The sequence below is a fragment of the Phaeobacter inhibens DSM 16374 genome (genome assembly GCF_000473105.1).
Taxonomy (GTDB): domain Bacteria; phylum Pseudomonadota; class Alphaproteobacteria; order Rhodobacterales; family Rhodobacteraceae; genus Phaeobacter; species Phaeobacter inhibens.
Genome location: NZ_KI421498.1, coordinates 1,067,297 through 1,090,808, shown reverse-complemented (window position 1 = coordinate 1,090,808; position 23,512 = coordinate 1,067,297). Strand labels below are relative to the sequence as shown.

Here is a 23,512-nt window from a genome sequence, read left to right as displayed (position 1 = left end):
CAATGCCTTGGCTACATCTCAACGGGAATGATCGAAAGGGATACCATGCGCATTGCACATGACTTGGCCGACGCGATCGGCCACACGCCTCTGATCCGCCTGAACCGCGTCAGCGATGAAACCGGATGTGAGATTCTGGGGAAGGCCGAATTCATGAACCCCGGCCAGTCGGTCAAGGACCGCGCGGCACTTTATATCATCAAGGACGCCATCGTGCGCGGGGATCTGAAACCGGGCGGCACCATCGTTGAGGGCACCGCCGGCAACACCGGTATCGGCCTGGCGCTGGTTGGGGCCTCGATGGGGTTCAAGACGGTGATCGTCATCCCCGAGACCCAGTCCGAAGAGAAAAAGGACATGTTGCGGCTGGCCGGTGCCCAACTGGTGCAGGTGCCCGCAGCGCCGTATCGTAATCCCAACAACTTTGTCCGCTATTCGGAGCGTCTGGCCAAGGAGCTGGCCAAGACCGAACCCAATGGCGCAATCTGGGCCAATCAGTTCGACAATGTCGCCAACCGACAGGCTCATGTTGAAACAACCGCACCGGAGATCTGGGAACAGACCGGGGGCAAGGTTGATGGCTTTGTCTGCGCGGTCGGTTCTGGCGGCACGCTGGCAGGTGTGGCCGATGTGCTCCAGCCCAAAGGCGTGAAGATTGGTCTGGCCGACCCGATGGGGGCCGCGCTTTATTCCTATTACACCACTGGTGAAATCGCGACCGAAGGCGGCTCCATTGCGGAAGGCATCGGTCAGGTCCGCATCACCAAGAACCTCGAAGGCTTCAAACCCGATTTCTGCTACCAGATTGAGGACCGCGACGCGCTGCCCTATGTCTTTGATCTGCTGCACGAGGAGGGCTTGGTTCTGGGGGGCTCTTCGGCGATCAATATCGCTGGTGCGGTGCGCATGGCCAAGGATATGGGGCCGGGCAAAACCATCGTCACCGTGCTCTGTGACTATGGCACGCGCTACCAGTCAAAACTGTTCAACCCGGATTTCCTGCGCGAAAAAGATCTGCCGGTGCCGGATTGGATGACCCACACTCCGGCCTCTATCCCCGGCGTGTTTGAGGACGTATGATCGCCCTCATGCGTGGTTTTGTGAAATGTCTGGCCGGGCTGGTTCTTCTGATCAGCCTGGCCTTTCCCGCTCTGGCCCAGCTCGATGCGCGTGCCAAATCCTACTATGAGGACTGGCTGCGCACCGCCAATCGGGCCGAGAATGTCATCGACGCCAGCCGCGCGTCTAATCTCGCGCTGGAACAGCTGCGCAGTGAGCTGGCTGATTTCCGGCAGACCTTTCAGGTCAAGCGTGGCGAAAATGGCGAACGTATTCAAACCCTTCAGGGTCAGCTTGACGCGCTAGGCGCCGCCCCCGGTGAGGGCGAGGAAGAGCCCGAAGATATCGCCCAGCTGCGCGCTGCACTGACCCAGCAGCTCAATCAGCTCAAGGTTCCGCGTATCGTCGCGGAGGAAGCCTACAGCCGTGCCGATGGTCTCATCAACGAGGTCGACAAGATCGTCCGCGAGCGCCTGACCAAACGCCTGTTCGAACGTGGCACCTCGCCGCTCAATCCCGAACACTGGCCCGGTGCGCTGCGGGATCTGGTCCACGCCAGTCGCGCGGTGGGCAATGAAACCCTGTCGCAGCTGCGCAATGACACCACCAGCGAACGCATCAGCGGTGATCTGGTCGGGCTGATCGCCGTCTTGCTCATTGGTTTGCTGCTGATCACGCGCGGTCGGTCATGGGCCCATCGGGCCGGCGATTATCTGCGCCGCTACGGCGCGCGCGGGACCGGGGTCTGGACCTTTGTGGTCTCGCTTCTGCAGGTGCTGCTGCCGCTCATCGGTGTGATCTTTCTGGCAGCGGCAGTTGATCTTTCGGGCATCCTTGGCGTGCGCGGCAGTATCATTCTGGATTCCGTCCCCGCCTGGGCCTTCATCATTCTCTCCTTTCACTGGCTGGGTGAGCAGCTCTATGCCAACCAGATCGAAAACGATCTGCTGCCGGTGCAGGAGGGCAATCAGGCCGAGACCCGTTTTCTGATCGACATGATGGCGGTGATCCTGGTGCTTCAGGACGCCTTCGCCACGATCGAGCGGATCCAGAACATCCCCGAAAGCAGCGCCGCCGTCTACGCCTTCCCGCTGATCACCTGCGCTGCACTGATCCTGCTGCGCTTGCACCGGATCGGTGCCAAACAGCGTCAGGCACAGAGCGACGAGGACGGCGAGGAAGGCGCGATTGCCGCCGGTGCCAACCGGATTATCGCGGTGGTCCGGCGCAGCATTTATCTGCTTGGTTTCGCCGGTCCGGTTCTGGCGGCCATCGGCTATCTCAATGCGGCTGAATCGGTGATCTACCCGTCGATGCTGACGCTGGCGGTGCTGGCGGGTCTGTTTGTACTGCACCGGTTTCTTGGCGATCTCTACGGGTTTGTCAGCGGCAAGGGCATGGCCGCACGCGACTCGCTCTTTGCCGCCCTGATCGGCTTTGCGCTGGCGCTTCTGGCGCTGCCGCTGCTGGCGCTGATCTGGGGCGCGCGGGTGGCGGACCTGACCGAACTCTGGTCGAACTTTCTCGAAGGCTTCCAGGTCGGGGATACCCGGATTTCGCCCACCGCCTTCATCACCTTTGTGGCGATTTTTGCCGTTGGCTACGGTCTCACCCGGTTGGTGCAGGGCAGTCTGCGCAATGCGCTGCTGCCCAAAACCCGCATTGATGTTGGCGGCCAGAACGCTATCGCCTCCGGGATGGGCTATGTCGGGATATTCCTGGCGGCTCTGGTTGCGGTGTCGATGGCGGGGCTTGATCTGTCCTCTCTTGCCATCGTGGCTGGTGCGCTGTCCGTGGGCATCGGTTTTGGCCTGCAAACCATCGTGTCCAACTTTGTCTCCGGCATTATCCTGCTGGTCGAACGCCCGGTGTCCAAGGGCGACTGGATCGAGGTCGGCGGCCTGATGGGCTATGTGCGCGACATTTCTGTGCGCTCCACCCGGATTGAGACCTTCGACCGCACCGATGTCATCGTGCCGAACTCGGACCTGATCACCGGTACCGTCACCAACTACACCCGCGGCAATACCGTGGGCCGGGTGATTGTGCCCGTCGGCGTCAGCTACGGCACCGACCCGCGCAAGGTAGAGGCCATCCTGATGGAGGTCGCCAAGGCGCATCCGATGGTGCTGATGAACCCGCCGCCTTCGGTGGTGTTCCAGGGCTTTGGGGCGGACAGTCTCAACTTTGAGATCCGCGCCATCCTGCGGGATGTGAACTGGGTTCTGTCGGTGAAATCCGACATGAACTACGATATCGCCCGCCGCTTCGACGAGGCCGGGATCGAGATCCCCTTCGCCCAGCGCGATATCTGGATTCGCAATCCCGATGCGCTCGCTGCGGCCGCAACTGAGGCCGCGCAGGGTATCAAGGCCCCCGAGGCTGCGGTGACAGCCTCAAATCCACCCCCATCCCCGAGCAAGAAACGCCCGGATCGTCCTGATCTTGACGATCTGTCCAGCGCCGACGATGGGGATGGCAGCGAAGACGGAGACGCCGATCGATGACTGAGCAACTGTTTCTGACCGACGCCTATGCACAGCAGGCCCCGGCACAGATCACCGAACACACAAGCGAAGGCGGGCTGGTTCTGAACCAGTCCGTCTTCTACGCAACTGGGGGCGGACAACCGGGTGATACCGGCAGTCTCAGCTGGTCCGATGGGGCAGGGGATCACCATTTGCCCATCACCAACACGGTGAAGGGGGAGGCGGGCCGGATTGTCCTGATCCCTGCCGAGAGTAAGCCTCTGCCAGCTGTCGGCCAAGAGGTCACACAGGCCTTGGATTGGGACCGCCGCTTTGGCCATATGCGTGTCCATACGGCGCTGCATCTTCTGTCGGTGGTCATTCCTCTGCCGGTCTCTGGCGGGTCCATTGGTGCCGAAAAGGGCCGGCTTGATTTCGATATGCCCGAGGCACCCGAGGACAAGCAGGCACTGGAGGATGCGCTCAACGCCCTGATCGCGCGCGATCTGGAGGTCAGCGAACGTTGGATCACCGAGGCTGAACTGGAAGCAAACCCCGAATTGGTGAAAACCATGTCGGTGGCGCCGCCCCGCGGCAATGGTCGTATCCGTCTGGTGCGGATCGGCAGTGCAGATGAGCAGATCGACCTGCAACCCTGCGGCGGTACCCACGTGCGCAGCACCGCCGAGATTGGCCCTATCCGCCTTGGAAAGGTTGAAAAAAAGGGAAAACAGAACCGCCGGGTCTACCTGCATTTGGGGGGCTGAGCGGGGCGCGGAAATAAGTTTGGGAAAGAGTGAATTTTTTGCTGTTTTCGCTCTTGCAATTGCCCCCGCGATCCGTCAAAAGTCCGCCCAACGGAGAGGTGGCCGAGTGGTCGAAGGCGCACGCCTGGAAAGTGTGTAGGCGGGAGACCGTCTCCAGGGTTCGAATCCCTGTCTCTCCGCCATAACATCTAAACCAAGATGGTTTTATGACAGCCGCCACCGCATGTGGTGGCTTTTTGCGTTTCCGCCCTTGTCCTGTACCTTGCCCTGCAACCTGTCAAATCGTGGTCAATCGATGCTCGACTGACAAAATGATAGACGTCTATCAGAAAATGATATACGTCTATCACAACCTACGGGAGCAGATGGACCGCACGCATGGGAAAACCCACATTACATGATGTCGCTGCGGCGGCTGGGGTCAGCTACGCCACGGCGGACCGGGTGTTGAACAACCGGGGCGGGGTGGCCAAGAAATCGCAGGACCGCGTGCGCGCGGCGATTGCCGATCTGGGCTATCAACGCGATATCACCGCGGCCAATCTGTCGCGTCGCCGCCGGTATCGCTTTGCGGTGCTGATGCCTGCTGCGCAGGAGGGGTTCTTTGCGACGCTGCACGCAGATCTGGAGCAGGAAGTCGCAGCCCGGTCTCAGGCCCGCCAGCAGATCACCCTCACCCAAGTGCCCCCCTTTGATGCTGCCGCGCTGACCTGTGCGCTGGAAGCCTGCGCCGCAGAGGGCTATGACGGTGTCTGCCTCGTCGCGGTGCAGGATCCGAGCGTCGACGCAGCGCTGACCGGGCTGCGGGCGCAGGGCGTTGCCGTGGTGACACTGGTTGCGGACAGTGCCGCGCAGGCCCGCGATACCTATGTTGGCATTGATAACCGCAGCGCCGGGCGCACGGCCGGCGATCTGATGAGGCTGGCCCATCGCGGTGGTGCTGCAGCGCAGGGCCAGATCCTGCCCATCACCGGCAGCCTCAACGCCCGCGACCACGCCGATCGCTATGCAGGCTTTTGTGATGTGGTGTCAGCGGATCTGCGCATCCTGCCGCCGCTGGAAACCGGCGATGATCCGGATATCCTCGAACAGGCATTGTGCCGCGCCCTGCGCGCCAACCCCGACATTTCCGGCATCTACAATCTTGGCGCGGGTATTTCGGGTCTGATTTCGGCGCTTGCGGGGACACAGCAGGACGACAGGCCGGTGGTGATCAGCCACGAACTTTGCGCGGCCACCCGCGATGCGGTGGCGCAGGGGCTCATAGATGCGGTGATCGATCAGAAACCGGCGCAGGAGATCACTGCCGCCCTTGCTGCCCTTGTCGCCCTCAGTGACGGGCAGCCGGTTGATCCATTGGCGGGGCAAATCACCCCGGCGGTTCATTTCAAACACAACATGCCCCCGCAGTCTGCGGTCGGGCCAGAAGAGGGGGCCTGATCATGGCTGGCTATTTCGACGACATTGCAGCAATCACCTACAACCCCGAGAGCGACGGGCTGGCCTATCGCCACTACAACCCGGACGAAATTGTGATGGGCAAACGGATGGAGGACCACCTGCGCTTTGCCGTTTGCTACTGGCACAACTTCGTGTGGGAGGGGAACGATCCCTTTGGCGGCCAGACGTTTCAGCGTCCGTGGTTCCCCGCTGACACCATGGATCTGGCGCGTATGAAGGCGGATGCGGCCTTTGACATGTTCCGCATTCTTGGCGTGCCTTACTACTGTTTCCATGACCACGATATCCGGCCAGAGGGCGCAAGCCTTGCCGAAAGCCACAAACGCCTGAACCAGATCGGCGATCTGCTGGAACAGAAAATGGCAGACGGTGGTCCGAAACTTCTGTGGGGGACAGCCAATATGTTCTCCAACCGCCGCTATATGTCCGGGGCCAGCACCAACCCCGATCCGGATGTCTTCGCCTATTGTGCCTCAACCGTGCGGGCCTGCATGGATCTGACCCATCGTCTCAACGGCGAGAATTATGTCCTTTGGGGCGGACGTGAGGGGTATGAAACCCTGCTCAACACCGATCTGTCGCGGGAGCTGGAGCAGATGGGCCGCTTCCTGTCGATGGTGGTCGATTACAAACACAAGATCGGCTTCAAAGGGGCCATCCTGATTGAGCCGAAGCCGCAGGAGCCGACCAAACACCAATATGACTACGACGTGGCCACCGTTTACGGCTTCCTCAAACGCTTTGGTCTTGAGAAGGAGGTGAAGGTTAATATCGAACAGGGTCATGCGATCCTTGCCGGTCACAGCTTCGAACATGAGATCGCCATGGCCAAGGCGCTGGGGATCTTTGGCTCCATCGACATGAACCGCAATGACTATCAGTCCGGTTGGGACACCGATCAGTTTCCCAATAATGTACCGGAGGTGGCGTTGGCCTATTACGAAATCCTGCGCGGTGGTGGGCTGAAGACTGGCGGTACCAATTTCGACGCCAAACTGCGCCGCCAGTCGCTGGACGCCGAGGATCTGATCGCCGCCCATGTGGGCGCAATGGATGTCTGCGCACGGGGGCTGCGCGCCGCAGCCGCCATGTTGGAGAGCGATAGCCTGGAGGCAAAGCGCCGCGACCGTTACGCCGGTTGGACCACTGCCGAGGCGCAGGCCTATCTGGCCGAGGGGGCCACGCTGGAGGCTATCGCCGATCAGGCCGAGGCCAAGGCGCTCAATCCGCAGCCGGTTTCCGGCCGTCAGGAACAGCTGGAGGCGCTGGTCAACCGCTTCGTCTGAGGGGGCAGGTCCACGGGGTAATCGGGAGAGGGGACAGACATGTATCTTGGTATTGATCTTGGCACATCGGGGCTGCGCGCGCTGATGACCGATGCAGCCGGCAAGCCTGTCGCCTCGGCAGAGGCGCAGTATGACGTGCAAACCCCCCATCCCGGCTGGTCGGAACAGGATCCCGGCGACTGGATCACCGCTCTGGATCAGGCGATGGCACAGTTGCAGGGCAGCCCCGGATACAGCGATATTTGCGGCATTGCGGTTGCCGGTCATATGCACGGTGCGGTGTTGCTGGATGGTTCCGATCAGGTGCTGAGGCCCTGCATCCTGTGGAACGACACCCGTTCGGCCGCTGAGGCGGCTGAGCTGGATGCCGCCGAGAAGGTCCGAGATCTGAGCGGCAATATCGTCTTTCCGGGGTTCACCGCGCCGAAACTTTTGTGGGTGCAGCGCCACGAGCCGGAGATATTTGCCAATACCGCCAAGGTCCTGCTGCCCGCGGCTTACCTCAACCTGCATCTGACAGGTCGCCATGTGGCGGATATGTCCGATAGCGCGGGCACCTCCTGGTTGGATGTTGGCGCGCGGGACTGGTCAGAATGGCTGCTGGAAGCCGGGCATATGCGCCGCGATCAGATGCCAGATCTGGTCGAGGGCAGCGCGGCTGCCGGTACCCTGCGTCCCGAACTGGCCGTTCGCTGGGGGCTGACGGGGCCAGTCACAATCGCCGGGGGCGCAGGTGATAATGCCGCTGCGGCCTGCGGGACGGGCGTAATGGCGCCGGGGCAGGGGTTTGTCTCGCTTGGCACCTCCGGTGTGGTGCTGACGGCGCGGGACGGGTTTCGCCCCGACCCTGCAACGGCTGTTCATACCTTCTGCCATGCAATCCCGGATCGCTGGTATCAGATGGGCGTCATGCTGTCGGCAACCGACTGCATGAACTGGCTGGGCCGTATCACCGGGCAAAGCCCTGCGGATCTGACGGCAGGCCTTGGCGAGGAGCTGCAACCGCCGGGGCCGGTGACATTCATGCCCTATCTGTCCGGTGAGCGGACGCCGCATAATTCTGCCAGCCTGCGCGGCGGGTTTCAGGGGCTGTCCATCGCCACCACGGCGGAGGATCTGGCCCGCGCGGTGATGGAAGGGGTTTGCTATGGTCTGCGCGACTGTCTTGAGGCGTTGCGCAAGACCGGTGCGGAAATCGACAGCTGTCTGGTCATCGGCGGGGGCAGTAAGTCTGCCTATTGGGTCAAACTGCTGGCCACCATATTGGATCTACCGCTGCAGCTGCCCAAGGATGGTGAATTTGGCGCGGCACTTGGTGCGGCACGGCTGGCGCGGCTGGCGGTCACCGGGGATGACCCGGCAGAGGTGTTGACCGCACCGGAGAGTGCGATGACCGTCGCGCCTGATCCGCAGCTGCGCGATGGCTATGAGGCAGGCTATGCAGCATTTCGCAAACGTGCGGCAGAATTGACCTAGCGGCAGCTCTGCGCGCTGACCGAAACGCATAGATGGCCGCGAATCGGAGCTTTGGCGCACTTCACGATAAGTTGCCTTAAATTTTCCATATTGTTGCGCGTCGCGGGACAACCTGTGGTCCATCCTGATGGGCAATGCAAAACCTCAGAGGCGATCTGTTGGAACAGCTGCCGTTCAATTGTTCGTATTGGCGCAACAAACGGCGGGAGTTCACCGGCTCTCTCGGCCCATTTTGGCCGGATCAGGCCAATCACACCATCGCGCTTGGAAACAATCGCGCCCTCGCAGGCAGGGGTTCTCAGCACGTCCCTCTCCGGGCAGGTCGGCGACGGGATGCTGATTAAGATTTTGTTCTTTTTTGGGCGCAGGGGTCTGCGTAGGATACCTTCAATGCTGCCACAGAATGAGTGGTGCTCTCTTCTATGCCGTGCCGAGAGGTGCGGCCCGATTTAACGACACCAAAGCAGGCCGATGGCCGGTTGCACGAGGTTTGCGACCGGGGTGGAGCGGCTTTGGAACGGAGACTGCAACGTGCCCTGCTTTACGCCCGGAACAACCATTGCAACCCCCTATGGGGCCTGCGCCGTCGAGGATCTGAGCGTTGGGGATCGGGTGATGACCCGCGACAACGGTCTGCAGCCCATTCGCTGGATCGGGCAGCGGCAGCTGGACCGCAACGCCTTGCAAGGAGCGGCGCATTTGCAGCCGGTGCTGGTTGCGGAGGGGGCGCTTGGCAATGGGATGCCGGAGCGGGATCTGCTGCTCAGCCCCAACCACCGCGTTCTGATCACCAATGACAAGACGGCGTTCTATTTTGAGGACCGCGAGATTCTGGTCGCTGCGAAACATCTGACCGGACTGTCCGGGGTGGATGCGGTGGAGACGTCCTCCATCGACTACATCCATTTTGTCTGTGAGGGCCATGAGGTGGTCTGCGCGGACGGGGCGTGGATCGAGTGCTTTCAGCCTGCCGATCAATCCCAACGCGGATTGGACCGGGCCCAAAGGGAGGAAGTGCTGATGTTGTTTCCCCAATTGCAGGCGCAGCCATCAATGCCCAGCCCAACGCCCCGACCACAGCGTGACCGCAAGGGCGGCGTGCAGTGGTTCATCCACTGAGGTAGATCGTCTTATCCCGTTGGAGGAGATTTGCGGGCCTGACGCCAGGCAGCCCAGGCCTCTGGCGTGTCGAGATCGGTGAGCGCATGTTGGTCGGGCAGGAGGACCGGGCAGATCACCGCGCCCTGATGCTGCGCCTCCCGTAGGATTGCGCGCGCGCCCTGATCGCCGGTCAACTGGCTGAGTGCGGCGAAGTATCGGCGCGGAAACACCACCGGGTGACCAAATGTCCCGTCAACGCTGGTGGCCCGCAGGATCTGATCCGGGGTGGAGTTGCTCTGCGCTACAACTTGCGCGAGGTCGCTGGCTGTCAGCTCCGGCATATCGGCGGGCAGGATCATCACTGCATCATAGGCCCGAGAAAGCGCGCCAATGCCTGCGCGGATGGAGGCGGCCATGCCCTCGTCTGCGTCCGGCACATAGACAGGTCTGGCGTCCTGGCAGTGGTCGCGGATCACTGTGGCGCGGGGATGGTCGGGCGTTGGCAGGGTGACATAGGTGGTCTCTGCGCTGTGCTTCGCAGCCGCGCAGATCCGCACCAGAAGCGGGGTGCCGTCAACCGACTCCAACAGCTTATCGCGCCCCCGCATCCGCGAGGCGCGCCCCGCAGCGAGGATGAGCGTGGCGATGGCGGTCATATCTGTCGCCTCCCCGGCGTTTGCTTGGGCTGTTGGATGCCTCCGGCGGGGATATTTTGAGCCAGAAGAGGGGGCGGGTCCAGCAAAAGCGGCGGTGAAAGGTCAGAGATGCTGACGGGATGTTTCGCGTGCGAAACATTGGGACCGGAGACAGCCCTATCCGTTGCGCAATATCCGGGACACAGCGCGCGCAGGCTCTGCAACAGGGGGGAGGGCGGGTCAGAAGTACTGACCCGCCTTGCCGGATCAGCCGCGCATGCGGGCGCCGTCGGCGTCAAACAGCGGTGTGGTGATCAGCCGTGCGGCACGCATTTTGCCGAGGATTTCGATCTCCACCTCCAGCCCGTCCTGCGCCAGATCGCGGGGGATGAGCCCGAGGGCGATGGATTTCTGCGCGTGGTGGGAATAGCCGCCCGACGTGCAGAAGCCCACCACCGCGCCCGCGTGCCAGATGGGTTCGTAGGCGGTCACATCAGCATCCTCTACCGTCACCTCAAAGGCGCAGAGCTGGCGGGCGGCCCCTGTTGTGCGTTCCGCCTCGGCGGCGGCGCGACCGATAAAATCGACGTCTTTCCTGAAGGAGATGAAGCGATCCAGGCCGGTTTCCGCAGCGGTGTAATCTGGCGAGAACTCACTGAGCCAGGAGCCGAAGAATTTATCCAGACGCAGCGACATCATCGCCCGCATGCCAAAAGGCTTCATTCCATGCGTTTGGCCGGCCGACCAAAGGCTGTCCCACAGGGACCGCTGGCTGGGCAGGTCGCAGTAGATCTCATAGCCCAGATCACCGGTATAGCTGACGCGCTGCACGATGCAGTCGGCCATGCCCACGGTCATGCGGCGCACATCCATAAAGCGGATGTCGGAGATATCCTGACGGGTGCAGGCTTGCAGAACCTCCTTCGCGCGGGGGCCTGCGATCTGGAACCCGTTGCGGGTGTCGGAGATGTTCTCAACGCTGGTGCCGTCGTCGATATTCTGCAGGAACCAGCGCATGTGATAGGCTTGGGAGCCATAGGAGGCGGTGAGCTGGAACTCTTCCTCGCACAGGCAGGAAATGGTGAAATCGCCGATCAGCCGGCCCTTGGGGGATAGCATTGGGGTTAGCGACAGGCGACCAGCCTGCGGCACCCGACCGGCCATGATGCGATCAAGCCAGGCGCGGGCACCCTCACCCTTGATCAGGTATTTGCCGAAGTTATGCACCTCGTTGATGCCCACATTTTCGCGCACGGCTTTGACCTCGCGCGCGGTGGCCTCGAACGCGTTGGAGCGGCGGAAAGACGGGGTCTCATAGCGGGGTTCGTCCCCTTCGGCGAAGTAGTTCGGAACCTCAAGCCCGTATTGCGCGCCCCAGACCGCGCCCATGCCATCGAAAGTATCGTACATCGGCGTGGTGCGGAACGGGCGGGCGGCGGGCAGTTCTTCGTTCGGGTAGGCGATGGAGAAACGTTTCTGGTAGTTTTCAATGACTTTGGGCCGGGTGTAACCCGGTGTGATCCAATCGCCAAAGCGGGCCGTGTCCATGGCAAAGGTGTCGCGTTCGCATTCGCCCTCCACCATCCATTGCGCCAGCATCAACCCGACGCCGCCGCCCTGGGAGAAGCCGGCCATGACGGCGCAGGCGGACCAGTAATTGCGCATGCCGGGCACCGGGCCGACCAGCGGGTTGCCATCCGGGGCAAAGGTGAAGGGGCCGTGGATTACTGATTTCACACCAGCGCGTTCCAGCGCGGGAAAGCGGTTGTAGGCAAAGGCGATGCTGTCCTCGATTTTGTCGAAATCATCGGGCAGCAGCTCATGGCCAAAATTCCATGGGGTGCCATCGACGGCCCAGGGTTTGCAGGGCTGTTCGTAAAAGCCGATGCAGAGGCCGCGCCCCTCTTGTCTGAGATAGCTTTCACCGGCGGGGTCCATCACATGCGGATGCTCGCCGCCTGCGTCGATGATACCGGCAATCTCCGGCACTTCATCGGTGACGATATACTGATGTTCCATCGGGTGCAGTGGGAAGTAGATCCCGGCCATGACGCCGACCTCGCGCGCCCAGAGACCACCGGCGTTGACGATGTGTTCGGCGTGGATGGTGCCCTTGTCGGTGACCACATCCCAGGTGCCATCGGGGCGCTGGTTGGTTTCAACCACCTTGCAGTGGGTCTCAATCGTGGCACCGCCCATGCGCGCGGCCTTGGCGTAGGCGTGGGTGGTGCCGGAGGGGTCGAGGTGGCCGTCGAGCGGATCATAGAGGCCGCCAACAATGCCGTCGATATTGGTCACGGGCGCGATTTTGGCGATTTCTTCGGGGGAGACGATTTCGGTTTCCAGCCCCATGAACTGGTGTTTGGCGCGCTCTGCCTTCAACATGTCAAAGCGTTCCTGAGTTTCGGCCAGGGTGACGCCGCCAACGTGGTGGAGGCCGCAGGACATGCCGGTGATCGCTTCCAGCTCTTTATATAACTTGATGGTATAGCCCTGAAGGGCGGCCATATTGGTATCGCCATTGAGGGTATGGAAGCCGCCGGCTGCGTGCCAGGTGGAGCCGGAGGTGAGTTCCGAGCGTTCCAAGAGCATCACATCGGACCAGCCCAGCTTGGTCAGGTGATAGAGCACCGAGCAGCCCACAACGCCGCCACCGATCACTGCTACCCGTGTTGTCGTCTTCATCTTGCATCCCTCACTGGCAATTTGGCTTCATTCTGGACAGATGTGTTCAGTAGTCCAGTGAAATTGCGACATGCACGGTCGGGAATGGGCGCTCAGGCGGTGAATTCGCGTTGCGGGAGGCAAAAACAACAAGGCCGCCGCCCAGCGGGGCCGCGGCCTTTGATCTGTCCGGCGCTGAGGCAGGGTTAGTGCAGTGGGCGGATTTTCAATTCGGTCACGCGGTTGCCCTCGCGGGCGGTGACCTCAAAGCGGAAATTATGGAAGGAGAACACCTGTCCGACGATGGGGATGGTCTGGGCCTCATGGATGACGAGACCGGCAATCGTGTTGGCCTCATCATCGGGCAGTGACCAGTCGGTGGCGCGGTTGAGGTCGCGGATGGTGGTGGCGCCATCAACGAGGTAGTTGCCATCGCTGGTCTTCTTCACCACAGTTTCCTCATCCGGGTCGAATTCATCGGTGATCTCACCGACGATTTCCTCAAGGATGTCCTCCAGTGTGATCAATCCCTGCAGGGTGCCGTATTCATCAACGACCAGCGCAAAATGAGTGCGGGCGCGCAGGAATTGGCGCATCTGATCATCAAGCGTGGTGGTTTCCGGCACGAAATACGGCGGCTTGGTCACGCTGGTGATGTTGAAGTTGCGCAGCAAGGAGGCATCGCCATCGGGGCCGCCGATCTGGGCATACATTTCGCGCAGGAGATCCTTGGCATGGAGCACGCCAATGATGTTCTCCGGTTCATCCTTGAACACCGGCAGGCGGGTGTGGGGCGAGGTCAGGCATTGTTCGAGGATCCTCTGGGGGTCCAGATTGGCATCGACCATTTCGATATTTGACCGGTGGAGCATGATCTCCTCAACAAAGCGGTCGGAGAGATCAAGCGCGCCGAGGATGCGGTCCCGGTCTTCTTTCTGAACCACGCCTTCGGAGTGGCCCAGATGCAGGGCGCCGGCGATCTCCTCGCGCACGGCCATGATGTGGCTGTCGGGGTCGATCCGCACACCGAAGATCCGCAGCACGCCGCGCACCAGCAGACGGACGGCGCCCACCACCGGGGCCAGCACCGTGACCAATACGCCAATCGGAGGCGCAACTGCGGCGGCGGCTTTTTCGGCGTTGGAGATGGCGTAGGTTTTGGGCAGTACCTCGGCAAAGATCAGGACCAGAAGGGTCATGACCAGCGTCGCCAGCGCCACACCGCTTTCGCCGAGGGCGCGGGTGAACAGCGCGGTCGCGAGCGAGGTGGCAAGGATATTCACCAGGTTGTTGCCCAAGAGGATCGAGCCGATCAGCCGTTCGCTGTCTTCGGTGATGGCAAGGGCGCGTTTGGCGCCGTTGGAGCCCTTGTCGGCCTGGGTGCGCAGTTTGCCGCGCGAGGCGGCGGTCAGGGCGGTTTCAGAGCCGGAGAAGCAACCGGAGAGCACCAGCAGGAAGACAATCGCGCCGGCGGTGGTCCAGAAGGTGGAATCGACAAAGGTCGTGGTGCTGTCCATCAGAGTCCCGAAAGAAATGTTGAGATCCCCATGGTTATGGGGTGCCTGTCGCGCTGTCGCAAGAGGGAGGTGCGGAGCTGTCGCACCTTGGGGCGATTATCTGGGGCCAATTATTCTGTCGGCCCGTCGTCGTCCTGCTGCAGGGGCTGGGCTGATCCGGTGTCCCTGCGGGCCAGCGGGTGGTGTTCAAGCACAAGTTCACTCAGCCGGGCGTCCAGCACATGGGTGTAAATCTCGGTTGTGGCAATATCGGCATGGCCCAGCAGCGCCTGAATGGCGCGCAGATCGGCCCCGTTGGTCAGAAGATGCGTGGCAAAGGCGTGGCGCAGAGTATGGGGGGACACGGCCTCGGGCGGGAGGCCGCCGGCGACGGCGAACTCCTTGATCAGCAGATAAAACCGATGTCGGGTCAGGTGGCCGGATTTGCCGCGCGAGGGAAACAGGAAGCGGGAGGGCGCGGCCCCTTTGGCCACGGCGGCCTCCTCAGCGGCATCGCGCGTGGTGAGCCAAGCCGCCAGCGCGTCGCGGGCAGGGGGCGACAGGGGCACCATCCGTTCCTTGCCCCCCTTGCCCAGCACCAGCAACATGCGCGGATCGCCCCGTGCGGCAGCGACGGGCAGGCCGACCAGCTCACTCACCCGCATGCCGGTGGCATAGAGCAGCTCCATCATGCAGGTGTTGCGCAGCCGGTCCGAAAGGTTGCGGCCGGATTGTCGCGCCGCATCCAGAAGGCGATCCACCTCGATCACCTCCAGCGTCTTGGGCAGGGCCTTCTGGCGTCCTGGTCCTTTGATCTGGATGGCGGGATTGTCACTGCGCCAGCCTTCGTCAAAGGCAAAGCGATAGATCTGTTTGATTGCGGAGAGACGGCGGGCGCGGGTGGCGCGGGCCAGCCCTTCGGCATCGCAGGCGATCAGATAGGATTCGATATCATCGCGGGTCGCACTGCCAAAGGCGCGGTTTTTATGTCCAAGCCAACTGGCCACATCTTTCAGGTCGCGACCATAGGCGAGCAGCGTATTGCGCGCGGCACCCAGATCGGCAGCCTGCGCATCCAGAAAGGTGGCGATCCACTGCAGATCATCCTGCGGGGTATTGGCTGATTGGGCGGCGGGTGGGGTCATGGGTGAGCGCGTTTCATGCCGGGAACCATCAACGGTGGTCCAGCAGCAACAGCTGCAGGGCGGCGCGGCGGGCGGTGTCTTCCAGCCCGACAGCACGGAAGGTGGCCAGCGCATCTGTCAGATCGCCAAGATTGCCGTCCGCGCCCTGCGCAAAGAGCTGCATCGCACGCAGGATAGACTCGCCCAGCTGGCCGTTGTCGAGCAGACGTTGCAGTTTGCGCGGTGCGGCACTGTCGGTAGCAAAGGCGGCGGCGATGGCCTGTTCGACACCGCTTCGGGCGAGCTCCTGTGTGGGCACACCCTGTGCCACGGCAGCGACAAAGGCGCTGCGTCCCTGCGAGGGGGGCGGGCTGTGAGAGGCGGTTTCATAAGTTGGGGCGAGCAGGCGAATGCGCCAGGCCAGATTGGCGGCCTGACCGTCAAGCGGGATGCGCGCCAATTGATCGGCAAAGAGATCGGCAAAGGCGGTTTCGATCTGCGCCGTCTGCATGGCACGCCAGACCTTGGGCAGGGTTTTGCTGACCGCCTCGGCGCTGCCCGTTTCCAGCGCGGTTTCAAAACGTTGCAACGCCGCGACCCGGTCCCAGATGCCGCCGGAGGCCGCGGGGCTGCGTTCGGTGTAGAGCCCGAGCAGGTGATTGGGGTTCAGCGCACCGATCCGGGTCAGCCGCTCCGCCGCTTCGAGTTGGGCCTTCCAGCCGGCAATGTCGCGCAGATCCGCTGCTGCAAAGGCGCGCGGCAGGTTGCTGGTCGGGCGGCGCTCTCCAATGGTTTCATAGAGGCGAAACGTCAGGGGATCCGGGGATTTTGGTGCGCGCAGCGGTGGTGCGTCCTCAAACACATCGGGGTTCAGGAACCGGTCGAGGAGGTCGAGCTGGCGACTGTCCACCAGTTCCAGCGCATGAGCGGCCTCCAGCAGCAGCGCGGCGGTGGGCCAATCACCAAGCCGGGCGGCACAGAAGATCCGGGAGGCATAATCCGGCGCCAGATGCGGTCGATCCTGCAGTGCGCTGCAGGCCTGCTGTTCATCGCCGGTCAGCAGGGTGGCGTCAAACCAGCGCTTGAAACGCGCCTTGCTGCGGGTGGGGCCGGCCTGCTCGGCCAGCGCCTGTGCGGGGTCTGGTGCGCCCAGATCCATCAGCCGGTCCAGCCGTGCCAGCAACAGCCGCTCGCCGCCCTCGACCGGGGGGCGGGTCTCTGACAGCAGCAAGGTGAACATCAGCGACTGCATCGCAGGGGATTTGCGCACAGGGACCGAGGCCAGCAGCGTGGCGAGCGCCTCGGCGTTGCTGCCGCGCCAGAGATCGACGGGCAGGCCGGTGGAGGCTGGTTTGACCAGACCAATCGGCGCCACAAGGCTGGCCAGTGGGGTGACGGTCACCTCCGGGCGTCGGGCGGAGCCTGCGACGGGCGGTTCCAGAAGGACGGTGCCCGGCAGCCCTGCATCGGGCGCAGGCGTGGCCAGCCAGTCGATGGCGGCGAGCGGGTCGCCGGGTTTGGCAGCGCCGCTGCGGGGTGTTTCGCGGGGGGTCGCTGGGCTGGGCGGTCCGGATTGCGCCACAGGTGAGGCCGCAGGACCGGCGGGTGTCTGGGCGGTGGCTGCAGCTGCAAAGCCGGATGTCGCGACACCAAGGCCCAGCACCAGCATCTGTTTCAGCAGGCGATTTGGTCGGAAGGTTGCACCGGCAGAGGGGCTGCGCGCAAGCAGAGCCGCCGGAGCCGACTCACCACGCCGCTGTCTAGTCGGCATTCAGAACCACCGGTTTGCGGACCTCTGCGGTGGGGGCGTCGAAATCCGCCCCGAACCACGGTCCCACATAGGCATAGATCACCAGACCGATCGCTGCCAGAACAACTAAATAAAGGAAGTATTTGATCAATCGCCCCATGGGTGTCCGCTCACTGCTTCTTTGGCTTTTGTGCAAGTTATATATGGCCTTTTTAGCAATATCACGTCATTCACTGAAGAATGAGCGAAAAAGAGCAAACACTCAGTGGCGCGGGTGACCGCCGGGTGCCCGGTGCGCTGAAAAAAACCATCGTGATGGTGGGCATGATGGGGGCAGGGAAGACGGCGGTGGGCCGTGCCCTGGCGGCCCGTCTGCAGGCCCCGTTTCTGGACAGTGACCATGAAATCGAGGCTGCGGCCAACCGCACGATCCCCGAAATCTTTGCCCGCGATGGCGAGCCGTTCTTTCGAAAGAAGGAGCGTCAGGTGATCCGGCGGCTGCTGGATGAGGAACGCGGCGTACTGTCCACCGGCGGCGGCGCATTTCTGGCGGAGGAAAACCGTCAGATCATCTCGGAGCGCGGGGTGGCGATCTGGCTGAATGCGGACCTTGAGGTGCTGTGGAACCGGGTGAAACATCGCGACACCCGGCCGCTGCTGCGCACCGAGGACCCCCATGCGACGCTGTCGGCGCTCTATCATGACCGGGTGCCGTATTACGCGCAGGCGGATCTGACGGTGGTGTCGGACGGGCAGGCGTCGATTGACGAAATGGTGAACCGGGTTGTCGAGGCGCTGCGCGCCCGCCCGGATGTGCTTGAGTGGGTGTGACGGAGTGGGTGTGATGGAGCAGGCAATGCTGGAACGCAGCGTGCATGTGGCGCTGGGAGAGCGCGCATATGATGTGGTGATCGGGCCGGATCTGCTGGCGGATGCGGGGGCGCGTCTGGCGCCGATGCTGCGCCGTCCGAAGGTGGCGGTTCTGACAGATGAAACCGTGGCGGCGCATCACCTTGAGGGGTTGCGCGCAGGTCTGGCGAGTGCCGGGATCGAGATGGATGCACTGGCGCTGCCGCCGGGAGAAAGCACCAAGGCCTGGCCACAGTTCAGCCGCGCGGTGGAATGGCTGCTGGAGCAGAAAGTGGAGCGCGGCGACATTGTCATCGCCTTTGGCGGTGGTGTGATTGGCGATCTTGCAGGCTTTGCGGCGGCGGTTTTGCGGCGCGGGGTGCGGTTTGTGCAGATCCCGACGTCGCTGCTGGCGCAGGTGGACAGTTCCGTGGGTGGTAAAACCGGCATCAATGCGCCGCAGGGCAAGAACCTGATCGGCGCCTTTCACCAGCCTTCGCTGGTGCTGGCGGACACCGCGCTGCTGGGCACGCTGACCCCGCGCGATTTTCTGGCTGGCTACGGTGAGGTGGTGAAATACGGGCTTCTTGGCGATGCGGAGTTCTTTGAATGGCTGGAGGCGCAGGGCCCGGCGCTTGCAGCGGGCGATATGGCCGCACGGGTCGAGGCGGTAACACGCTCGGTGCAGATGAAGGCCGATATCGTCGTGCGCGATGAGACCGAGCAGGGGGATCGCGCGCTCCTGAACCTTGGTCATACCTTCTGTCATGCGCTGGAGGCGGCAACCGGCTATGGCGACCGGCTGCTGCATGGCGAGGGGGTTGCGATCGGCTGTGCGCTGGCGTTTGAGCTGTCGGCGCGGCTGGGTCTGTGCAGCCAGGAAGATCCGAGCCGGGTGCGGGCGCATCTGAAGGCGATGGGCATGAAGACCGACCTCGCCGATATCCCGGGCGAACTGCCGGATGCCGAGGCGCTGCTGGCGCTGATGGGTCAGGACAAGAAAGTGGTCGACGGTCAGCTGCGCTTTATCCTCGCGCGGGGGATCGGTCAGGCCTTCGTTACCGGGGATGTGCCGCAGGCGGCGGTGCTGGATGTGCTGCGGGACGCATTGGCACAGAGCTGACAGCGTCTCCTCGGCAATTTCGAGAGGAACGACGGGGCGAAGATTTGCTTGCGTGCCTTTGTTACGGCGCGCAGTTGAAGCCTCTGAATGGACAACAGCCCCCGCAGAACGCGGGGGCTGTGTCGTTTAGCGTGGTCGAGGTAAGGGGGCGGTTACGCCACCCAGGATTCGTCGTCCGGATCATCGAAGGTGTCGTCGTGGGTGCCAGCCATCTGTGCGGCCATTTCAGCATCGCTTGCCAGCTCTTCCGGTGTCGAGGAGGTGGCAGGGCCGTCCAGCTGGAAGGCACCGATCATGGTGTTCAGCTCGCGCGCCTGCTGGAACAGCTGCGTGGCGGACGCGGTGGTTTCTTCGGTCATGGCAGCGTTTGTCTGGGTCATCTGCTCCATCTCGCCGACGGCGTGATTGACTTCGTTCAACTGTGAGGACTGCGCATCCAACCCCCTGGCGATGGAGACGATCAGCTCGGAAATCGCGCTCACCTGCGTGCTGACATCGGCCATCGCCGTTCCGGCAGAGCCAACAAGGGTGGAGCCGGTGTTGACCTGAGACGAACTGCGGGCGGTGATCTCGTCGATCTGCGACACCGCATCTGAGCAGCGTTGCGCCAGGCGCTGCACCTCGCTGGCGACAACGGCAAAGCCACGCCCGGCCTCCCCGGCGCGGGCGGCCTCAACCCCGGCGTTGAGGGCCAGGAGGTTGGTCTGGAAGGCGATATCCTCAATCACCTTGGTGATCTGGGAAATCTCATCCGAGGAGGTACGGATCTCCTCCATCGCGGTCACTGTTTTCTGCACGATCTCTTCGCAATCGTTGACCTTGTCCTGAGTGGTGCCTGCGATGGTTTCGGCGTCCTTGGCGTTGCGGGCGGATTCACCGACGCTGGTGGTGATCTCGTTCATCGCATGGGTGGAGCGTTCCAGCGCGGCGGCCTGCGATTCCGTCCGGCGGGACAGGTCATCCATATTGGCGGCAATCGTCTGGCTGTCATCCCCCACGGACAAGGCGGCGCTGCGCACGGTGTCCATAGCGTCCTGCAGCGATTGAGCCAGATCGTTGAAATCCATCCGCAAGCCTTTGAAATCCTCGGGGAATTCATCGTCCAGCCGGTAGACCAGCACCTTGTGGCTGAGCTGACGCAGCGCCTCTGCAATCGCGTTGGAGACCTGTTTCTGCTCCTCCATGGCGCGATCAAGCTGATCGTCGGCTGCGCGTTTTTCCACGGCGTGCCCGCGCAGGGTTTCCGCCTGCCGCGCGATATTGCCGATCTCATCCTTGCGGGATTTTCCGGAGATGGTGACATCCAGATCACCGGAGGTGATCTGCTCCAGGCCGGTGGTCACCATCCGTACACCGCCTGCAATGTCGCGGGCAATGAGCAACGCGGCAAGGCTGATCAGTACGAGAACCACGGATAGGCCGGTCAGCGTCTGGTAGAAGGCGTTTTTGTTAAAAGCGTCGAAGGCCTGGAAATCGGCTATGAGCTCATCGCGGATCTGGGTCTCGACGTCTTTGACGACGGTGAACGCGCCGGTGGCAATCTTGAGCCACTGCTCCGAAGTTACGTTCTCAGGCGGGACATTGGCGAAGACATCCGCGCGAATTTTGGCAAAGGCCTGATAGATCTCACCCTCGGCGCGTTCATCGAAGAGATGTACGCTCTTGCTGTCCGAGAGCTCGTGGAACACGCGCATTCTCTCTTTTGACTGCAAATATGATATGGTCATGCGGGTGCGCAGGCTGTCGCTCCAACCCTTTGCAAACCCTTCGGCGCCGATTGTGCGTTGAATACCGTAGGCATCCTTGGCCATCTGAAAATAGGTGAAGGCCATCGCGCGTTCTGCCAGCTCAGTATTGGGGACGAGCACTTCGAACGCCAGTGCGGTTTCCAGCAGATGGATGTTCAGATCGGTGTAGAAATCGATCATTTCGGGTGCGCTGATGCTACGGTTTTTTACCTGAATGCGGATGTCATCCAAGGCTTCCAGCTCATCATGGGCCAGTTCGACGAAGATTCGGGTGTTTTCATGCAGTTGTGACAGATCTGCGTTTTCCATCACCTCAAGCATATGGATGCGCAGATCCTGTGCTTTTTGTCGCTGATCGGTCAAGGCCTGCGGGATGGCAGACGCATCACCGGTCAGAAACGCCGAGGACATGCCACGTTCGAGCTGCAGATTGTGGACGAGTTCCTCTGCAGTGATCATGATGTCCTGCGTCAGCGTGGTGTCAAAGCTGGCGCGTTTGTTCAGCGTATATAACACCGCTCCGGACATCCCGATGATAATCAGAAGGGGAATTCCGACAAGAGTCAGGATTTTGGTCCGGATGGACATATGCTGTAACAGGCGGGTGATCATACTCGGCGCTCCGGCGTAACGTTATTACTCCACAAAACGCTAAGTTTGAGATGCTAATAGAATGTGTATTTGCAGCGCGCGTGAGCGATTCAAATAGAAGATGCATTCAAAAGACCCATATTTTAAAGGCGGGTGACCTTGTTGAAATCTCTGGGGCTATCCCTATGAGAACTCAGAGTAATTGTAAAAAATGTGCAGATCCGGTCTGGATCTGCACACTATACGTGTATTCGCCAAGGGGTCTTCGCCCTGGCGGATGTGTGATTCGTCTTTAGAACGGAATTTCGTCATCGTCGATGTTGTGCGAGGCGCCGCCCTGGCTGCCGCCGCCAAAGCCACCGCCCTGATTGCCGCCACCCTGACCGCTGTCGTAGCCACCACCGCCACCACCATAGCCGCCGCCGCTGCCACCACCGTAGCTGCCGCCGCCCTGGCCGCCGCCCTGACCACCTTCATTGCGGCCATCGAGCATGGTCAGCGTCCCGCCGATGCCCTGTAGCACGACTTCGGTTGAATAGCGGTCCTGGCCGCTCTGGTCCTGCCATTTACGAGTTTGCAACTGGCCCTCAATATAGACCTTGGAGCCTTTGCGCAGATATTGTTCTGCCACGCGCACCAGACCTTCGGAGAAGATCGCGACCGAATGCCATTCGGTTTTTTCGCGCCGCTCGCCGGTGTTGCGGTCTTTCCAGGTCTCGGAGGTGGCGATCCGCAGGTTGCAGACCTTGCCGCCGTTCTGGAAACTGCGCACTTCGGGATCACGGCCGAGGTTGCCGATCAGGATTACTTTGTTGACTGAGCCTGCCATGGGTCTGTCCTCTTGGTCTGGTCGTTCGGAGGCGCGAAAATCCGCAGAAGCCGGGTGGTCTACCCCTCCAGCTCAGCGGTTTCTGCGGCCCCGTCGGGGTATGAAATCTGTCCGGTCCGAATCTGGTCGCGCCGGGTTGGCGGCCACAGTACCGCCCAAGGTCGCCACATGAAAGTCGGCTGGCCCCGATATCTGGGGTCATCCACAGATTTTGCGCAGGCGCGCAGCGGGGGCAGGGCGCTGGCTGACGGGAATATGCGAAGGTGCTTTTCTTTTTAGTCAATCCGGCTATAGTTTCGCGCAATCAAGGACAGGGAAACCGGGGACGGGGCAAGGCGTTTTTAATGCGTAAACTGTTGGTGGGGGTTGCGGTGACCGGGGTTCTGTCGGGTCAGATTGCAACGGCAGATATGTTCAGCACAAAGAGCCAGCGCAAGCTGTTCGCCTCGCAGGCGCGGGTGCTGGATGAACGTGCGTCTGGGCAGTACAAGAATTCGATCCGCCTGCAGCCGCCGACCATTCACACGCCGTCGAAATACGGCAGCCTCCCGTATAGTGGCAAATACCGTGGAAAATATCTGAACGTCGCGCGGGCAGCGGCGCAGAAACATGGCGTGCCCGAGGATCTGTTCCTGCGACTGGTGCAGCAGGAGAGCGGCTGGAACCCGACTGCAAAATCCCACAAGGGGGCGTTGGGGCTGGCGCAGCTGATGCCCGCCACAGCGAAGGCTCTGGGGGTAGATGCCAGCGATCCGAAGCAGAATCTGGACGGTGGTGCGCGCTATCTGGCGCGACAATACCGCAAGTTCGGCTCCTGGCGTCTGGCGCTGGCGGCGTATAACGCAGGCCCTGAGGCGGTGCGCAAACATGGCGGCGTGCCGCCCTACCGCGAAACCCAGAATTACGTGAAGAAGATCTGGGGCAGCTGATACCTGCCTGCCAGACGGTCGCGGAAACACGCCCATCGGTGTCGGGTGGGAGTGGCGCGTGGAATATGATCCTTGCGAAGCGATCTGAGTTGAAAACGGCCTGATGTGGCGGGCGTTTTTTCTGATTACCCCTAATCTTTTGCCGTTGTTTCGGCA

Annotated in this window: 18 protein-coding genes and 1 tRNA gene; 11 read left to right on the top strand and 8 right to left on the bottom strand. The window is 62.0% G+C overall.

The window, feature by feature from the left end; all coding sequences use genetic code 11:
• The first annotated feature begins 45 nt into the window (after window positions 1-45).
• The 8 genes from INHI_RS0108870 (at window position 46) to INHI_RS0108835 (ending at window position 9,636) form a co-directional block, all read left to right on the top strand.
• Window positions 46-1,080: a cysteine synthase A gene (locus INHI_RS0108870; protein WP_027247416.1), complete on the top strand. Its 1,035-nt coding sequence runs from the start codon at window positions 46-48 to the stop codon at window positions 1,078-1,080.
• Window positions 1,077-3,566 carry a DUF3772 domain-containing protein gene (locus INHI_RS0108865; protein ID WP_014879879.1) on the top strand — a complete coding sequence of 830 codons (2,490 nt, stop codon included), beginning with the start codon at window positions 1,077-1,079 and terminating at the stop codon, window positions 3,564-3,566. Before INHI_RS0108870 ends, INHI_RS0108865 begins: the two co-directional genes overlap by 4 nt.
• A complete protein-coding gene (locus INHI_RS0108860; RefSeq protein WP_027247415.1) occupies window positions 3,563-4,294 on the top strand; it encodes an alanyl-tRNA editing protein in 732 nt (243 codons plus the stop codon). Before INHI_RS0108865 ends, INHI_RS0108860 begins: the two co-directional genes overlap by 4 nt.
• Before the next feature lie 92 nt (window positions 4,295-4,386).
• Window positions 4,387-4,476 (top strand) — tRNA-Ser (locus INHI_RS0108855).
• Window positions 4,477-4,672: 196 nt separating this feature from the next.
• Window positions 4,673-5,734, top strand: a complete 1,062-nt coding sequence (locus INHI_RS0108850; protein ID WP_027247414.1) for a LacI family DNA-binding transcriptional regulator — start codon at window positions 4,673-4,675, stop codon at window positions 5,732-5,734.
• Window positions 5,734-7,041 carry a xylose isomerase gene (gene xylA, locus INHI_RS0108845; protein ID WP_211233569.1) on the top strand — a complete coding sequence of 436 codons (1,308 nt, stop codon included), beginning with the start codon at window positions 5,734-5,736 and terminating at the stop codon, window positions 7,039-7,041. The genes INHI_RS0108850 and xylA overlap by 1 nt, the downstream gene beginning before the upstream one ends.
• Window positions 7,042-7,080: 39 nt before the next feature.
• Window positions 7,081-8,517, top strand: a complete 1,437-nt coding sequence (gene xylB / locus INHI_RS0108840) for a xylulokinase (RefSeq protein WP_027247412.1) — start codon at window positions 7,081-7,083, stop codon at window positions 8,515-8,517.
• A gap of 531 nt (window positions 8,518-9,048) precedes the next feature.
• Complete coding sequence (locus tag INHI_RS0108835) at window positions 9,049-9,636, top strand: Hint domain-containing protein (protein WP_231739778.1); 588 nt, start codon at window positions 9,049-9,051, stop codon at window positions 9,634-9,636.
• An 11-nt stretch (window positions 9,637-9,647) separates the two neighbouring features.
• On the opposite strand, the gene INHI_RS0108830 is transcribed toward INHI_RS0108835, so the two are convergent.
• The 6 genes from INHI_RS0108830 to INHI_RS21195 all read right to left on the bottom strand — a co-directional run bounded on the left by INHI_RS0108830 (window position 9,648) and on the right by INHI_RS21195 (window position 17,447).
• Window positions 9,648-10,274, bottom strand: coding sequence for a nucleotidyltransferase family protein (locus tag INHI_RS0108830; RefSeq protein ID WP_027247410.1), 627 nt, complete (start codon window positions 10,272-10,274; stop codon window positions 9,648-9,650).
• A gap of 246 nt (window positions 10,275-10,520) precedes the next feature.
• Window positions 10,521-12,938 carry a GcvT family protein gene (locus INHI_RS0108825; protein ID WP_027247409.1) on the bottom strand — a complete coding sequence of 806 codons (2,418 nt, stop codon included), beginning with the start codon at window positions 12,936-12,938 and terminating at the stop codon, window positions 10,521-10,523.
• Window positions 12,939-13,123: 185 nt separating this feature from the next.
• On the bottom strand, window positions 13,124-14,434 hold the full coding sequence (locus INHI_RS0108820; RefSeq protein WP_014874520.1) for an HlyC/CorC family transporter: 1,311 nt from the start codon (window positions 14,432-14,434) through the stop codon (window positions 13,124-13,126).
• A 110-nt stretch (window positions 14,435-14,544) separates the two neighbouring features.
• Window positions 14,545-15,558: a site-specific tyrosine recombinase XerD gene (locus INHI_RS0108815; RefSeq protein WP_027247408.1), complete on the bottom strand. Its 1,014-nt coding sequence runs from the start codon at window positions 15,556-15,558 to the stop codon at window positions 14,545-14,547.
• Between the two features lie 28 nt (window positions 15,559-15,586).
• Window positions 15,587-17,308 carry a hypothetical protein gene (locus INHI_RS0108810; RefSeq protein WP_027247407.1) on the bottom strand — a complete coding sequence of 574 codons (1,722 nt, stop codon included), beginning with the start codon at window positions 17,306-17,308 and terminating at the stop codon, window positions 15,587-15,589.
• Complete coding sequence (locus INHI_RS21195; RefSeq protein ID WP_014874523.1) at window positions 17,298-17,447, bottom strand: hypothetical protein; 150 nt, start codon at window positions 17,445-17,447, stop codon at window positions 17,298-17,300. The genes INHI_RS0108810 and INHI_RS21195 overlap by 11 nt, the downstream gene beginning before the upstream one ends.
• Before the next feature lie 80 nt (window positions 17,448-17,527).
• Here INHI_RS21195 and INHI_RS0108800 point away from each other — a divergent pair, with 80 nt between their 5' ends.
• Both INHI_RS0108800 and aroB read left to right on the top strand, forming a co-directional pair.
• On the top strand, window positions 17,528-18,118 hold the full coding sequence (locus tag INHI_RS0108800) for a shikimate kinase (RefSeq protein ID WP_014879889.1): 591 nt from the start codon (window positions 17,528-17,530) through the stop codon (window positions 18,116-18,118).
• Window positions 18,119-18,146: 28 nt separating this feature from the next.
• Window positions 18,147-19,259, top strand: a complete 1,113-nt coding sequence (aroB, locus tag INHI_RS0108795) for a 3-dehydroquinate synthase (protein ID WP_027247406.1) — start codon at window positions 18,147-18,149, stop codon at window positions 19,257-19,259.
• A 152-nt stretch (window positions 19,260-19,411) separates the two neighbouring features.
• Here aroB and INHI_RS0108790 read toward each other — a convergent pair whose 3' ends face one another.
• Entirely contained in the window at window positions 19,412-21,619 is a 2,208-nt protein-coding gene (locus INHI_RS0108790; RefSeq protein WP_027247405.1) for a methyl-accepting chemotaxis protein, read from the bottom strand.
• A gap of 271 nt (window positions 21,620-21,890) precedes the next feature.
• Window positions 21,891-22,427, bottom strand: a complete 537-nt coding sequence (gene ssb / locus INHI_RS0108785) for a single-stranded DNA-binding protein (protein WP_027247404.1) — start codon at window positions 22,425-22,427, stop codon at window positions 21,891-21,893.
• A gap of 344 nt (window positions 22,428-22,771) precedes the next feature.
• On the opposite strand from ssb, the gene INHI_RS0108780 reads away from it, so the two are divergent.
• Window positions 22,772-23,356, top strand: a complete 585-nt coding sequence (locus INHI_RS0108780; RefSeq protein ID WP_027247403.1) for a lytic transglycosylase domain-containing protein — start codon at window positions 22,772-22,774, stop codon at window positions 23,354-23,356.
• The last annotated feature ends 156 nt before the right edge of the window (window positions 23,357-23,512 follow it).